The sequence below is a fragment of the Fulvivirga lutea genome (genome assembly GCF_017068455.1).
GTDB classification, from domain to species: Bacteria; Bacteroidota; Bacteroidia; order Cytophagales; family Cyclobacteriaceae; genus Fulvivirga; species Fulvivirga lutea.
This window is the reverse complement of the sequence record NZ_CP070608.1, coordinates 3,096,858-3,110,185: the sequence shown is the minus strand read 5'-3', so window position 1 is coordinate 3,110,185 and position 13,328 is coordinate 3,096,858. Positions and strand designations below refer to the sequence as shown.

Below are 13,328 nucleotides of genomic sequence, written 5' to 3'. Positions count from 1 at the left end.
CATTATGATAAAAATTGAAAATAGAATTGTGAAACCATTATCATTAATTGTAGCCCTCGTGCTACTCATAACATCTTGTACTTCAGGCAATGGCAACGGTCAGGAGCAAGTGGAGGAAGGTATTGAAATTTCTGGCGTGGTATCGTACCCACAATCAGGTAGTATAACACTAGAAAAGTATGAGAACAATAAACCCGTGCCCTATGATACTTTTCAATTGGATGAAAATTACTCATTCAAAAAGATGGTGAGTATTGAAGAACCTGGTTATTACCGTTTGAATTTTTATAATACACAGTTTGTGAATGTTCTTTTAGATAAAGATGACATTAGTGTGAGAGTTGATGGAAATAATAGAGCCGGTTTTGCAGAAGTTTCAGGATCATCCGACCACGACTTTATTCAAAAGGTGCAAGAGATGGGTTCTGCTTTTCAGTCGTCACAAGAAGTTCAGGAAATCAATCAAAAGTTTACAATTGCTAGAAATACTAATGATTTAGAAGCCATGACAGCGGCTCAAGATGAGTATATGGCATTAGATGATAGCTTTAAAGAAAAAATTGCTGCCATGGTAGATTCTGCCGGTGCCACTTTAGGGGTTTTAGAAATTTTACGCTCAGGCAGAATGCTGGATAAAGACAAGCATTATGATTTATATGTAAAAATTGCTGAGGAGGCTAAAAAAGAGTTACCTAATTCTGAAGTAGCTATTCAGTTTATTGAAGAAGTTGAGGCTAGCAAGCAATTAGCCATTGGAATGGTAGCACCTGAAATTGCTTTACCAAACCCCGAAGGGGAAGTAGTGCCATTATCTTCATTAAGAGGTAAATATGTGTTGGTAGATTTTTGGGCGAAATGGTGCGGTCCGTGCCGTAAAGAAAATCCTAATGTAGTTAGAATGTACAATAAGTATAACGACCAGGGTTTTGAGGTGTATGGTGTGTCACTAGATCGAAAAAAAGAAGATTGGTTGCAGGCCATTGAGCAAGATGGTTTACACTGGACCCAGGTTTCAGATCTTAAATACTGGAATAGCGAAGCAGCGAAAACGTATAATATTAAAGCAATTCCATTTGCGCTATTGTTAGACCCAGAAGGAAGAATTATTGGTAAAAACTTAAGAGGCAGAGCACTAGAGCAAAAGCTTGAAGAGATTTTTGGGGAGGGGTAATTCCGCTAAATTCTTCTGTACTGTTTTGAGTTTTGCCATTTTTAAGGAGTTTATTGATATCTCTGCAAACCATTAATAGTACATATCATGTGTTACGATGTAGCTACCAATTACAAAAGACAGCTTAAAGAAGCTGAACGCTTGGGTGCTGATAAATCAGAAATTGACTTCTTAAGTAAGAAATTGAAGGAATTAGAAAAGCTCAAAAGGTATAATGAGTCCATAGAACATTATTACACTTCTGGCTTTAGTCATCAAAAACTTGGGGTTATCACTGCCGATAAGCCCGATGAACTACAATTCTTTCAATGGGGACTCATTCCATTTTGGGTAAAAGATTCAAAAACTGCTCAAAAACTTTCAAACCAAACGCTAAATGCCAGAGGAGAAACAATTTTTGAGAAGCCGTCATTCAGGGCCGCTGCAAAAAAGCGGAGATGCTTGGTGGTACTAACAGGATATTATGAACACTATTGGGCTGACGCAAAAGGCAAGCGAAAAATTCCATACTACATTGAGTTTAAAAATAAGTTGCCTATGTATATGGGCGGTTTATGGGAAGAATGGGTAGACAAAGAAACTGGAGAAGTAGTTAAAACAGTGACTATCGTTACAACAGAAGCCAATAGTGCATTGGCGAAAGTGCATAACAGGGATGAAAGCAATCCAAGAATGCTCAACATCATACCGAATGAGATGAAATTTGACTGGCTTCATGAGATTCAGAACGATTCCGATAAAAAGTTTATTGAATCGCTCATTAGACCTTACCCGGAAGAAGAACTGACAATTTATCCAGTAGGCCAATTGCGCGGTAAAAATGGGCTAGGAGATGTGCCTGAAGCGCATGAAAAAGTTGAATACGAAGACATAGAAGTTCCTTTATTTGATTAAGTGTTACTAGAATTTAGTGCTAATCAATTATTTCCCTTCAAAATCTCATCAATACACATTAACCTTTTTCTGTAATCTTCATACAACATTGCTACAGTACCAAATACAGATCCGGCAAAGAGGATCATGATCTCGAATTCTAATCCTGAAAAAAGGATTATTCCAAAGGACACTATCCAGGCAATGGCAGGAGCGAGGTATTGTTTTTTTAAGGATTTTCTCCTTTGAATAAGCTGATCAGCACTCAATTGTTTATAGTACTCCTTGTAGCTTGTTTTAAAAGAGCATCTAAGTTTCTCAATTAATTTCATGATCGTTGTTTTACCCGGTAAGTATAGCAACAGCTTCAAAAATTACAGCAAAGCTGAATTTTTTAATAAATAGCTACGATAGCTCCGCCAATGGCCGCTCCAATTAGTCCCGAAATAATATAGTTTCGTACGTTTCTGAATCGAAGTTTTTTGAGCTCTTTTCTTAACTCTTTATTGGTTGACTCAAGGTTGTTGATGGTTGCACTAAAATCCTGATTATTGGAAGCAAGATTGTCATTTACAGTACCCATATCATTTGAAAGAGCATTTAGGTTTTCAACAATTTTGTTCAGTGCAATTAACTCTTGGGATTGTATTTTATTACTTTCAAGAAGCTTTTTCAACTTTACTTGTGTTGATCTAAGCTGACTCACAAGTTTCCTGTTTGAATCTAAATTTTGTTCATATACATCTTTCAGTTCCGTGTAATGTAGCAAATTGAGTCTGATCTTTTCAAAATCTAATGAATCGATTATCACTGCATTTTTATTGATAGCAACCGTGTCTCCATTAGAAACTTTAATCGCTTTTTGACTATCAAATACTGTTTGAGCTAAACAGTTCTTTGTTAAAATGAGTGAGAAAGTTGCAAATAGAATTAGTAATGTATTTCTCATTAGTTAAATAAACTATCGATGTTTATAGGTCTGGATAATCTTGTAGAAAGTGTATCTATATTATTAATAGCACTATTTATTTCCATACTGACTGCTTCAAGTTCAGTGGTGGATTCTGTGTTTTTATTCATTAATATTCTAGCCAATGAATCTAAGTGTTGTTTGTTTAAATCTAACTTTGATTTGATCGCTTGATATTCCTTTAAATTGCTTTCATAGCTAGAATGCAAGTCTTTAAAGTTCTCTGCTAATAGTTTATACTTAGCTTCTACGGTTTTGAGTCTGTTGATTTTACTTTGTTGAAATATCGAAAGAACAATAAGCGCAGCTGCCAGAAAAAGCAGTATGTATCCAAGTTTAGACTTCATGGGTTTCTGTTGATTTTGAGGGCTCAATGCTACGGAATTTAGGTTAGGTTTAGTAGGCTTCTTTCTTTTTTAATTCACTTTCGGTAAGTGACAAAATCCGATCCAATCGCTCCTGTACGGTCTTCATTTCATCCAATACAAGCAAACGATGTTCATATTGCTCTAGAATTACATTCTCGCACTTAAATGAATTTAGTGACTCTAAATTCTCTAATGACCAAGGTGCTACAAAATCCCGCAATGAAATGTTTTCCTGAAAATATCGCACATAGTTATTGTTGTATAAATCTTGCAAGATATATTCGTCTTCATTATAATCTTCCACTACGTCTTTCCAGGTTGTAATTAAATACTTTAATGAATCATTAGAAATCAATTCAAGTGAACCCGAATTGATTATTGCTTCAATGCTCGACATGGAAGGGTCATAAGTATGCCAACCAAATGTTCTTGCTAGATGATACTTTAAACTATCGCTATTGAGATGGCCATATCCTAATGGCATATGTTCTACCAACCACCACGTTGATCCATTTATAAACTTATGCATGACCCTTGCATTTTGCAATTGCTCATTGTTATAGTTAAACTCATCACGGATAAGTTTTAAGTGTTTAATTTCTTTCTCTTCATTCACATAATCTTCCCTTAATTCTTCTAGCTGAAAAGCAATTAGAATACCTATGACTACGAGCACAATTTCACCTAAAGCATAGAGTAGATAGTTGGTCACTTTATTATCATCAAGCATTTTTCTTCTAACTTTTCGGAATAAAAAGAGCATCTATGAAGTATTTAGTGGTAGTGTCCATGTTCTTTAGACCATACTTTGCCATCAGGTGCTGGCCCGCGACCACCATTTTGTGCAGACTTTAGATAGGCCATTAATGCAGCCACAACAATGAATACGATTATTATTCCTCCAATAATCAGCGACTTATTGCTGTTATTTTTTTTTGTGTCTTCTTTGAAGTGACAATGTTTATACTTTTTTCCGCTTCCGCAGTGGCAAGGTTCGTTTCTCCCAGGTTTATTCATAGCTAGCGATATTGATGAGTTGAATATCGAAACTAGTAAATTTTAGTTAATTATAAATTAAAGGAGGATTGTGGAATATTTAACATTAATCAATTATCTTCTAGATTCAATTAATTGAATACGGTATGGAAGAGAATGTGCCAACCCAAGAAGTAGTAGTGCTAGACGAGTCGTTTGTAAAAGTGCTTTATGATCCTGAAAAGCTATTAGGTAAGGTGATTTGGAATGGAACACCTAAAGATGAACAGTATAAATTACCATTTGAAAAACTGCTTGAATATGGCCAAACACATCGAGTTAAGAGATTTTTGTCAGACACAAGAAAACAGGGTGTAGTGGCACCGGATAAGAGAAAATGGTTTGAGAAAGTGATGGTGCCTGCTGCCATTGAAGCTGGAATGGAACGTGCTGCAGTTATTACAGATGGCAATGCATTTAAACGCTATTACTTAAACCTTATCCTTGGCGCAGTTAATAAATTTGGACTTCCTTTCAAAATTCTAGGAGATGAAGAAAGTGCTGTTGAATTTTTGATGGAGGCATAGGTTTAATTAATCAGTTCACATCTATGTTAAATCTTTGATAATTCATCTGTATGTTCGATAAGAAGTGGTAGACACTACTACATGAATCATTCAAAAAGATGTGTTATTATTAAATAGTTGTATATTCGAGTTGTATGACAACCATTTCTTACATAACGACAGAGATTGTGCTGTAAACCCTTTCGGGTAACATTCAGACTTTGTTAATGATGGGTATCACCATCAATTTTTAATCTTAATTTTATAAGAAGTGGATAAATTACATCTATACGGCTGGAGTAGTTTCAGCTCAAATAATACAATCGTACGATCCTACAATGCGAACGAAATTGGTAGGATAATTTCTGTAAAAGGTCATCAATTTCATTTAACTACTAATCATGGCAAAAGAGTGGCTGAGCTAATGGGTAGACTTGTTGTAGCCTATGAAAAGGAAGACCAACCCAAAGTAGGTGATTGGGTTCAGTTTATGAAAGTAGATGAGTCTAACGTGTTTATTACCGATGTATTGCCCAGGACTAATCTGTTGTTTCGAAAATCGGCTGGCAAAGAACAATCAAAACAAGTTTTGGCTACCAATCTTGATTATGCGATAGTTGTTCAAAGTCTTGATCAGGATTTTAACTTAAACCGACTGGAGAGATACCTTGTTCAAATTATTGGGTGCGGTATTACTCCTGCAATAGTGCTCACAAAATGCGATATGATTACTGATAAGCAATTCTATTTGGACAAGATCAAACGACTACAACGTGAAGTGGAAGTGTTTTTCTGTAGTTCGCAAACAGGAGAAGGCATTCCAGAGTTGGAAAATGATCTATTTAAACCTGGAAGTACATCAGTATTGGTTGGCTCTTCAGGCGTAGGGAAGAGCTCTCTGGTAAATGCATTGCTGAGAGATAATATCCGTTCAACCAATATGATCAGTGATTCGACTAACAAAGGAAAGCATACTACAACCACGAGAGATATGTTATTGTTGCCTAATGGAGCAATGATTATTGATACTCCGGGAATGCGTGAATTTGGGCTAGGTCTTGGAGACAATTCAGACATTGGTGAACAATTTCCCGTGATTGAAGCCTATGCAGAAAATTGCCGATTTAGTGACTGTTCACATACCAATGAAGAAGGTTGTGCAGTGCTAAAAGCTTTTAATTCTGGAGAGTTAGATGCTGTTATTTACGATAACTACATCAAGCTAATGAGAGAGCAACAACGCTTTCAGACCAAAGTTTATGAACGAAAGCAGGAACAGCGTCAGTTTGGTAAAATGGTGCGCGATGTGCAGAAGATAAAGAAGCGGTTGAAAGGAAAGTAGAAGGCCTTATAATTAGCCCGCTTTAGTTATGCGGGCTAGTTTTATTATACCACCTCTTCACAAAATAAAATGTACCAAATGGCAGGATAGAAGCAAGCAATCCAATAAAGAGTTTGCGCTTTTGCCACTTTTCATCAATGGCCAATACAAGAATAAAAACCACATAAATGAGGAACAGAATTCCATGAGCCATGCCCACAACTTTGTTCGGTAAGCCCCATTCCATGATATATTTAAGTGGCATGGTAATAAATAAAATGAGCAGTAACGATATTCCTTCTGCGTGCGCAATCAGTTTGAATTGATTTGTTTTTGAATTGACTAAATTCATAATGTTTATATCTGCCTCCAATTTTCAATAATCAACCCATCAATCCTTAAGAATTCTTTTTCATTAGATGTAACTAAAACAAGTTTATTAGAAATTGATGTTGCGGCAATGAGCATATCGTAAGGGCCAATTGGTGTGCCTAAAACCCTAAGTTGATTTCTGATTTGGGCCGCTATTTCGGCCTCTTTAGAACTAAAATCCAAAATCGTTATTTCAGACAAAAGGGCATTTAAAATCTTTTTGGATTTAGTATTAGTAGATTGCTCCATTCCATATCTTAATTCAAATTCCGTAATAGAAGATATGGCAACCTCCACCGGAGATTTTGATTTTATAGAAGAAATGGTGTTTGCATCACCCTTGATAAAATCAATGATGACGCACGTATCTAATAAATAAACCATTAAAAAAGATTCTCTTTAGGTGAGTTTAAGTCCTTTCTAATCTCCTCTATGCTTGGAAAATCTGAATCACCCGAATCTAATTTATTTATCCAATTTCCCCACTTTTTGTTAGATTCTTGTTTTAAAAGTAATTCTACAGCTTTACGTATTGCTCCATTGGTTGTCATCCCCTTTTTTTTGACATAAGAGTCAAAGCGATTTTTTAGTGAATCAGGTAAGTAGACTGAAATATTCATAGCTGTAATTTATAATATATTATAATATATTACGAATTACTGAAAGAATTTGTTCCTTATCTTTCTTCCTCAAAATAAATCTTATAATACTTCTGGCCGTTCTCATCAACGCCTTTCTCTATTTTGTTTCTGTCGCCATGGATGTACACATGAAAGTTTTTATCCAGTTTAAGAACACTTTTATAAGTTCGGGCCATTTTCTTTACGGCCACCTCTGAAATAGCAAAACTCTCAGGTACATTCATCTCCTGCATGTGGTTGCTGGTAAAGCTTCTGAACGATTCTTTGAGACCCTCATCATGCAATACTGAATCTAAATATTCATTCTGGTTGTAGGTTTCTGCATGTTTGAGGTAATCCATAGAGCGGTTGAGTAGATCAATCTGATCGGGGCGGGTTATTTCAAATTCTTCTGGCACAGTTTTCTCAATAAAATCCCGAGTGACTTTCATTAACTCTGTGGTCTGATAGAATTCATTAGAAATGATTTCTAATCCCAGAAAATCATCTATCCAGAATTTGGAATCTCCGCGTAGGCCATTTTTATCGTATACAATGACTTCCATTTCACCATTAGGCAGCTGAGCGATGAGTGCACCTTTATCAAGGCCGTTAAGTTCATAACCCAAATCATGTGTGAGTGCATAGTTGGCATCTGTTTGCTCTACTTTTAAGAAAGGAACATTGGTTTCTGATTTAAAGATGCCAAGAGCCTCACAACGCTGACCGCTGAAGGCAATGTTTTCTAATAAAACGACATTGAGAACTCCCTCATTAATTTTTGGATGCTCAGAGTGGGAGTAGAGCAGCTTGGCAAGGTTGTGTGATACTTCTATAAATGATTCCTGATCTTCAAAAACTGTTTTAGCCGCCTGATAAACGCCATTCAGTTCCAGATCAGTAGGGTGGGTGAAGCGGTATTTCTCTTCTGACTTTAACTGACTCAGAAAGTATTTTAGATAATATTCCTCTGACTCTTCATAGATGCTACTTGCTGAGTCTGATAAAGAATAACCTTCATCTTTTAATTTATTACCAACATAGTGCGTAATGATGTTGGTGATTTTACTGTCTGATATGATCATGGGTAAAGCTTAATTCAAAGCTGCAAAAGTGGTAAATTGTCCTTGAACTTTAGTGGTTTTTCAATTGATTATGAGAGTTTACCAAGCTAATTAATTAGATACCTCCTGCTTTCCGCATTACTATCCTAAATTAACAGTCATACTGAGGATACGAGGGATCTTCTTAAGCCATTGTGTGAATTTGATTTTAGTAAGTCAAACCAATTTGGTAAGATACCCCGTTTGTATGCATTACAATGAATTAAAGAGTCTTATTCAAGAATTTCATTCCTGGATTGGTAGTATGAACCAGCATTAATTTCTTTGCTCGTCTCCAACCTTTTATTTCCTTTTCTCTTGCAATAGCATCTTCAACATTATTATGTCTTTCATAATAAATAAGATTGTAACAGTAATATCTGCCTGCAAATGTCTTCTGGTTGCCTCGGTTGAGATAATGTTCGTTCATTCTAGTATAAAGATCATTCGTCACTCCAGTGTAGAAGGCAGATTTATTTGGGTTTGTGGTTATATAAACAAAGTAATTCATTTGCTTTAAATAAGAAGGGTCTCACTAATTTAGAGTAAAGAATCTAAATAGAAGTGTCGAGCTCATCTTAGTAAGATGCCTCTTCTGTCGGCATGACATACTAAATTAACTGTCATCCTGACGCAGGAAGGATCTACCTTAATTAGGATGAATAATCTAAATGGATTTGTCGAACCTATCTTAGTAAGATGCCTCCTCTGTCGGCATGACGTACTAGTTTAAAAGTCATCCTGACGAAGGAAGGATCTACCTAAGTTAGTTTGGTTTATCTTAAATAGAATTGTCGAACCTAACTCAGTAAGATGTCTCCTTTGGTTGGCATAACCGAACGAATCGCTTTTACTCTAAAAAGTCATTCGGATCAAAAGGCACATCATCGTCAGTATCCTTATCAAAGGGGCCAATACCTGGAGGATTAAACAGTCCCCATCTATCAATTATATAATCCCACTGGTCAAATCCAGCGACCCAATCGATGAACAGCAATCGATATTCTTCGATGAGATCACGTACTATTTGAAAATATGCAACTTCCTTAAACCCGAAAGCCTCAAGAGAATGATTTTGAACTAGTAAATCACGAGCAGCTTTACGGATGATTGTAGCATTTTCCATTTTTAAGTCGTATAAACCACCACCTTCGGCACCAGCCACTTTAACAGTTAACATGGCAGCATCTGCAAGCATATGCTCTTTGGTATGCTGTAATATTTCGTTGTCATCGGGGATCAATTCACAAATTTGATGTACAACCTCAAAGATTTCTTTACCCTTTTTGTAAATGGGAAGGTTTTTCGGGTCTATAAAGTCTTCTTCTTCCATTGGCCTTTGGTAATTAGTTAAGTTATACTATCCTTTTTAATAAATGTTCTTATTTGATATCGCGAGCGTTATTATTCTCTGCTGTTAACCAAACTTAGTAAGATGCCTCATATTGTCAGCATGACATACTAAATTAATAGTCATCCTGACGCAGGAAGGATCCGCCTCAATTAGGATGAAGTACTTATTAGGAATTGTCGAACTCAACTTAGTAAGATGCCTCCTTTTGTCGGCATGACACTTAATATTTAAGAAAGAATGCCTGAAATCGGAATGAGATTTTACATTGTGAAATGTAGGTAATGCCCAATTACATAAATTATTGCAATACCAATGTAAATGTAGGTTTGAACGAGTCAAAACGAAGGTTTTGTTAAGATTGGTAAGTTGGTTATTAAAAATTTATTAATATTAAAAATACCAACACACTATAAACTATATAAGTACAACTTTGATGTGACTCCTCAAGAACTGCGTTCTGATAAAGGTTTGCAGAGACTGTTAAAGAAGAAGTTTCTATTTACAGATGAAGGATGTATTAATATGATTCATAAGGTTTCTTATGAAGATATGACACTTTACAAAATCAATTCTTCTGATAAAAAAAGTTCATATTATATTCTTTCAATATCAACAGACAAATTAATTGCTTTTGCAAGAAGTGATGAATTTGTGAAATTTCTAAAGAATAGCGGAGTTAAATTAAAAGTATATAATTCAATTGAAGAAAAATGGCCGGATGAATATTATAAAGTTGTATTTATAATAGATGAGAATCTATATTTAGAATTGGAACATTTTGGTGGAGGGCAAAGTGGTGTAGGAAGTTCTTTAGAATTGACTGAAATAACTGGAAAGAAAAGAAATAAATTAGCAAAAGGTGATGATTTGATTTATGGAGCAATCATACCTAAGGATATTCTAAAATCTTATTTTAACCTTATTTGGGAGCAAAAATGTAAAGAAGGAGAAGTTCCAGAAAGAGTCAGAAAGTTATTAATTAAGCAAAAAGCCAAAATGGGTGGAAATTTAATCATGGCTTTGATAATTGCGGCAATTCTATTATTCCTTTTTTATGAACTTGCAACCGGTTAGGAGTTTTTACTATTTCCTCATCTAAACTCATCAAAAAACAATCATAAAAGAAATAAAAAGATTGCTTCTACCTCTTTGGGTGATCGCAATTACGAGCAGAACGACCTTATAAAGGAGGAAGACTGAATATCCCTTGGTCTTAAAGATTGCTTCACAGCCTCAGGGGCTTGCTGGCGAGGACGATTTTCGCAGCTCTTAGCCAGTGGCCAAGCCACTTTACTTCCCGATACAAAACTTACTAAAAATATTCGCCAACAAATCATCTGTTGTGATTTCACCGGTAATTTCGCCTAAATAGTGCAAAGATTGGCGGATGTCCATAGCCAGAAAGTCCCCAGTAACATTCATTCCTAAACCGTTTAATACATCTTGTAGCGCATCTCTGGTTTTTAACAAGTTGTCGTAATGGCGGATGTTAGTCACTACCACATCACCAGATTTAAAGTTGTCAAGATTAACTACTTCGAGTAGCCTGTCTTTTAGTGCTTCAAGGTTTTCGTGGCTGTTGGCAGAAATCAATACCGAGCCTTTGATCTTGCTAATCGCAGTTTTAATATCTTCCTGAGCTTTGTCAGACTTATTTCCAACCACCACGAATGGTATGCCCAGATTCTCCAGTTTATTAATCTCCTTGTTCATTTCCACCACACTGTCATTGGCCATATCTACGAGGTAGATAATCAAAGAAGCTTTCTTCATTTGCTCCTGCGTGCGTTGCACACCCATAGCCTCAATGGTGTCGGTGGTTTCGCGCAATCCGGCCGTATCAATAAAGCGGAAGTTTATCCCGCCAAGGTTGATCTCATCTTCAATAAAATCGCGCGTAGTACCTGCTATATCTGAGACAATGGCCTTTTCTTCATTTAGTAACGCATTGAGTAGGGTAGACTTACCCGCATTCGGTTTGCCTGCAATTACAGTAGGTACACCATTCTTTATCACATTACCCAAATCAAAGCTGGAAATAAGCTTGTTTATAACCTCATGTAGGTTGTGGATTAGCTTCTTCAGGTCATCACGGTCGGCAAACTCTACATCTTCTTCGGCAAAATCCAGTTCCAACTCAACCATCGATGCGAAATGGATCAATTCTTCGCGCAAGGCTTTAATCTGATCAGAAAAACCACCACGCATTTGTTTCAAAGCGGCTTCGTGCGATGCTTCAGAGTCTGCATTAATTAAATCAGCCACTGCTTCGGCCTGAGCCAAATCAAACTGACCGTTAATAAACGCTCGTTGGGTAAATTCGCCCGGCCTAGCTAATCGAGCACCGTTGCTCAGTAACACTTTAATTACCTGCTTTAAGATAAAGGGCGAGCCATGGCAGCTAATTTCCACCACGTTTTCTTTGGTAAATGATTTCGGTGCTATAAAAAGAGAAACCAGCACTTCATCAATAATCTTGTCACCATCTCTTACTGTTCCAAAATGAATGGTGTGAGATTCTTGTTTTGTTAAATCCTTGCCCTTAAACACTTTGTTTGTAATGTCAATTGCATCATTACCGGATAGTCTGATAACGCCAATGGCACCTACACCGGGAGGTGTAGAAAGGGCAACTATTGTATCTTGAGTAGCTGGATTCATAGTCAAAATTTTGGCAAAAGTAGGAATAATACCTTCGAGTTAACAACAATAATCAGATCGACCTTATATTTGGGTAATCATGAATCAACTAGCCAATTGGAGTTGCAAAGCTTACCCGAATGACGATACTCTTATGAGTCGTTTAAAAAGAGCACTAATGTTCGGCTTATTCGTCACTCTCTTTCTAGCCTTTTTTAAGCCTTTTGGCTTCGATAGTGTAAATGGCTGGCTGTTATACAGGATATGTTTGGAGTTTGGTTTAATTACGGCTATTTCTATTGCCAGCTTGAGTATCATACTGCCATATTTATTTCCTACATTTTTCGACTCACAAAACTGGGTGGTTTGGAAGGAGGTAGGATTTACTATTCTCCACTTCGTTGTAATTGGGTTGGCTAACGCTTTATTCCTACATTTTCGGGGCTATAAGCAAGGAGATGTTTGGGAAGTAATAATCGACCTTCAAATTAGCACGTTGGCTGTGGGTAGTATTCCCGTACTTTTTTATGTGTATTACGATCAGGCGAAGTATTTCAAGAAATATGTGGCAGAGGCGAAAGAGCTTAATAAGTATATCGATAGTCATAAAAACGACCAGCAACAATCGGCACTCATACTCTTCAAAAACGAAGGAGGTGATGTCGAATATCAGTTTCCAGCCTCTCAATTGTTGTTTATCAAATCGGATGGTAACTACTTAGAGCTTTTCGTGAAAACGGATGAAAAGATAAAGAAACATTTGCTGCGGAATAGGATTAAGAATGTAATTGAGGCAATACCAGCAGTTTTTATCAGGTGCCACAGGAGCTATGTGGTGAATCTTGATATGATAAGAAAAGTAGATGGTAATGCACGAGGCTATGAGCTAACACTTGAATATTCCGATGTGAAAGTTCCTGTTTCCCGTAACATGGCCAGTGATGTTTTATTGGCTATTGAACGATCTGCGAATTAAATTCTTCCCGTTCATACCT

Annotated in this window: 18 protein-coding genes; 6 read left to right on the top strand and 12 right to left on the bottom strand. The window is 36.5% G+C overall.

What is annotated here, in order from left to right:
- The first annotated feature begins 4 nt into the window (after positions 1-4).
- Entirely contained in the window at positions 5-1,171 is a 1,167-nt protein-coding gene (locus JR347_RS13965; RefSeq protein WP_205721207.1) for a TlpA disulfide reductase family protein, read from the top strand.
- A gap of 87 nt (positions 1,172-1,258) precedes the next feature.
- Complete coding sequence (locus JR347_RS13960) at positions 1,259-2,065, top strand: SOS response-associated peptidase (RefSeq protein ID WP_205721206.1); 807 nt, start codon at positions 1,259-1,261, stop codon at positions 2,063-2,065.
- A 23-nt stretch (positions 2,066-2,088) separates the two neighbouring features.
- Here JR347_RS13960 and JR347_RS13955 read toward each other — a convergent pair whose 3' ends face one another.
- The 5 genes from JR347_RS13955 to JR347_RS13935 form a co-directional block, all read right to left on the bottom strand.
- Positions 2,089-2,376, bottom strand: a complete 288-nt coding sequence (locus JR347_RS13955) for a hypothetical protein (protein ID WP_205721205.1) — start codon at positions 2,374-2,376, stop codon at positions 2,089-2,091.
- Positions 2,377-2,438: 62 nt separating this feature from the next.
- Entirely contained in the window at positions 2,439-2,993 is a 555-nt protein-coding gene (locus tag JR347_RS13950; RefSeq protein WP_205721204.1) for a hypothetical protein, read from the bottom strand.
- Complete coding sequence (locus JR347_RS13945; RefSeq protein WP_205721203.1) at positions 2,993-3,361, bottom strand: hypothetical protein; 369 nt, start codon at positions 3,359-3,361, stop codon at positions 2,993-2,995. The genes JR347_RS13950 and JR347_RS13945 overlap by 1 nt, the downstream gene beginning before the upstream one ends.
- Positions 3,362-3,410: 49 nt before the next feature.
- The gene (locus JR347_RS13940) at positions 3,411-4,145 is read right to left on the bottom strand and encodes a hypothetical protein (protein ID WP_205721202.1); all 735 of its coding nucleotides are present in this window, start codon (positions 4,143-4,145) and stop codon (positions 3,411-3,413) included.
- Positions 4,146-4,156: 11 nt separating this feature from the next.
- The gene (locus tag JR347_RS13935) at positions 4,157-4,399 is read right to left on the bottom strand and encodes an SEC-C metal-binding domain-containing protein (RefSeq protein WP_205721201.1); all 243 of its coding nucleotides are present in this window, start codon (positions 4,397-4,399) and stop codon (positions 4,157-4,159) included.
- 125 nt (positions 4,400-4,524) lie between these two features.
- Between JR347_RS13935 and JR347_RS13930 the strand changes: the two genes are divergently transcribed.
- Both JR347_RS13930 and rsgA read left to right on the top strand, forming a co-directional pair.
- On the top strand, positions 4,525-4,944 hold the full coding sequence (locus JR347_RS13930; protein WP_205721200.1) for a hypothetical protein: 420 nt from the start codon (positions 4,525-4,527) through the stop codon (positions 4,942-4,944).
- Positions 4,945-5,194: 250 nt separating this feature from the next.
- On the top strand, positions 5,195-6,265 hold the full coding sequence (gene rsgA, locus JR347_RS13925) for a ribosome small subunit-dependent GTPase A (protein ID WP_205721199.1): 1,071 nt from the start codon (positions 5,195-5,197) through the stop codon (positions 6,263-6,265).
- Between the two features lie 22 nt (positions 6,266-6,287).
- On the opposite strand, the gene JR347_RS13920 is transcribed toward rsgA, so the two are convergent.
- The 6 genes from JR347_RS13920 to JR347_RS13895 form a co-directional block, all read right to left on the bottom strand.
- A complete protein-coding gene (locus JR347_RS13920; protein WP_205721198.1) occupies positions 6,288-6,596 on the bottom strand; it encodes a DUF3817 domain-containing protein in 309 nt (102 codons plus the stop codon).
- Positions 6,597-6,601: 5 nt separating this feature from the next.
- Complete coding sequence (locus JR347_RS13915; protein ID WP_205721197.1) at positions 6,602-7,000, bottom strand: PIN domain-containing protein; 399 nt, start codon at positions 6,998-7,000, stop codon at positions 6,602-6,604.
- Positions 7,000-7,236 carry a ribbon-helix-helix domain-containing protein gene (locus JR347_RS13910; RefSeq protein WP_205721196.1) on the bottom strand — a complete coding sequence of 79 codons (237 nt, stop codon included), beginning with the start codon at positions 7,234-7,236 and terminating at the stop codon, positions 7,000-7,002. The genes JR347_RS13915 and JR347_RS13910 overlap by 1 nt, the downstream gene beginning before the upstream one ends.
- A gap of 56 nt (positions 7,237-7,292) precedes the next feature.
- A complete protein-coding gene (locus JR347_RS13905; protein ID WP_205721195.1) occupies positions 7,293-8,321 on the bottom strand; it encodes a nucleoid-associated protein in 1,029 nt (342 codons plus the stop codon).
- A gap of 241 nt (positions 8,322-8,562) precedes the next feature.
- Positions 8,563-8,850: a GIY-YIG nuclease family protein gene (locus JR347_RS13900; RefSeq protein ID WP_205721194.1), complete on the bottom strand. Its 288-nt coding sequence runs from the start codon at positions 8,848-8,850 to the stop codon at positions 8,563-8,565.
- A 339-nt stretch (positions 8,851-9,189) separates the two neighbouring features.
- Positions 9,190-9,672, bottom strand: coding sequence for a hypothetical protein (locus tag JR347_RS13895; RefSeq protein WP_205721193.1), 483 nt, complete (start codon positions 9,670-9,672; stop codon positions 9,190-9,192).
- Positions 9,673-10,059: 387 nt separating this feature from the next.
- Here JR347_RS13895 and JR347_RS13890 point away from each other — a divergent pair, with 387 nt between their 5' ends.
- Positions 10,060-10,767 carry a hypothetical protein gene (locus JR347_RS13890; protein WP_205721192.1) on the top strand — a complete coding sequence of 236 codons (708 nt, stop codon included), beginning with the start codon at positions 10,060-10,062 and terminating at the stop codon, positions 10,765-10,767.
- A gap of 216 nt (positions 10,768-10,983) precedes the next feature.
- Here JR347_RS13890 and mnmE read toward each other — a convergent pair whose 3' ends face one another.
- Positions 10,984-12,354 carry a tRNA uridine-5-carboxymethylaminomethyl(34) synthesis GTPase MnmE gene (gene mnmE / locus JR347_RS13885; RefSeq protein ID WP_205721191.1) on the bottom strand — a complete coding sequence of 457 codons (1,371 nt, stop codon included), beginning with the start codon at positions 12,352-12,354 and terminating at the stop codon, positions 10,984-10,986.
- A gap of 79 nt (positions 12,355-12,433) precedes the next feature.
- On the opposite strand from mnmE, the gene JR347_RS13880 reads away from it, so the two are divergent.
- Complete coding sequence (locus tag JR347_RS13880; RefSeq protein WP_205721190.1) at positions 12,434-13,309, top strand: LytR/AlgR family response regulator transcription factor; 876 nt, start codon at positions 12,434-12,436, stop codon at positions 13,307-13,309.
- The last annotated feature ends 19 nt before the right edge of the window (positions 13,310-13,328 follow it).

Coding starts and splice junctions, on each gene's coding strand:
- JR347_RS13935 (WP_205721201.1), bottom strand. CDS start 4,399: ATGAATAAACCTGGGAGAAACGAACCTTGCCACTGCGGAAGCGGAAAA.
- JR347_RS13960 (WP_205721206.1), top strand. CDS start 1,259: ATGTGTTACGATGTAGCTACCAATTACAAAAGACAGCTTAAAGAAGCT.
- JR347_RS13910 (WP_205721196.1), bottom strand. CDS start 7,236: ATGAATATTTCAGTCTACTTACCTGATTCACTAAAAAATCGCTTTGAC.
- JR347_RS13940 (WP_205721202.1), bottom strand. CDS start 4,145: ATGCTCTTTTTATTCCGAAAAGTTAGAAGAAAAATGCTTGATGATAAT.
- JR347_RS13895 (WP_205721193.1), bottom strand. CDS start 9,672: ATGGAAGAAGAAGACTTTATAGACCCGAAAAACCTTCCCATTTACAAA.
- JR347_RS13905 (WP_205721195.1), bottom strand. CDS start 8,321: ATGATCATATCAGACAGTAAAATCACCAACATCATTACGCACTATGTT.
- JR347_RS13900 (WP_205721194.1), bottom strand. CDS start 8,850: ATGAATTACTTTGTTTATATAACCACAAACCCAAATAAATCTGCCTTC.
- JR347_RS13880 (WP_205721190.1), top strand. CDS start 12,434: ATGAATCAACTAGCCAATTGGAGTTGCAAAGCTTACCCGAATGACGAT.
- JR347_RS13915 (WP_205721197.1), bottom strand. CDS start 7,000: ATGGTTTATTTATTAGATACGTGCGTCATCATTGATTTTATCAAGGGT.
- JR347_RS13950 (WP_205721204.1), bottom strand. CDS start 2,993: ATGAGAAATACATTACTAATTCTATTTGCAACTTTCTCACTCATTTTA.
- JR347_RS13965 (WP_205721207.1), top strand. CDS start 5: ATGATAAAAATTGAAAATAGAATTGTGAAACCATTATCATTAATTGTA.
- mnmE (WP_205721191.1), bottom strand. CDS start 12,354: ATGAATCCAGCTACTCAAGATACAATAGTTGCCCTTTCTACACCTCCC.
- JR347_RS13930 (WP_205721200.1), top strand. CDS start 4,525: ATGGAAGAGAATGTGCCAACCCAAGAAGTAGTAGTGCTAGACGAGTCG.
- JR347_RS13920 (WP_205721198.1), bottom strand. CDS start 6,596: ATGAATTTAGTCAATTCAAAAACAAATCAATTCAAACTGATTGCGCAC.
- JR347_RS13945 (WP_205721203.1), bottom strand. CDS start 3,361: ATGAAGTCTAAACTTGGATACATACTGCTTTTTCTGGCAGCTGCGCTT.
- JR347_RS13955 (WP_205721205.1), bottom strand. CDS start 2,376: ATGAAATTAATTGAGAAACTTAGATGCTCTTTTAAAACAAGCTACAAG.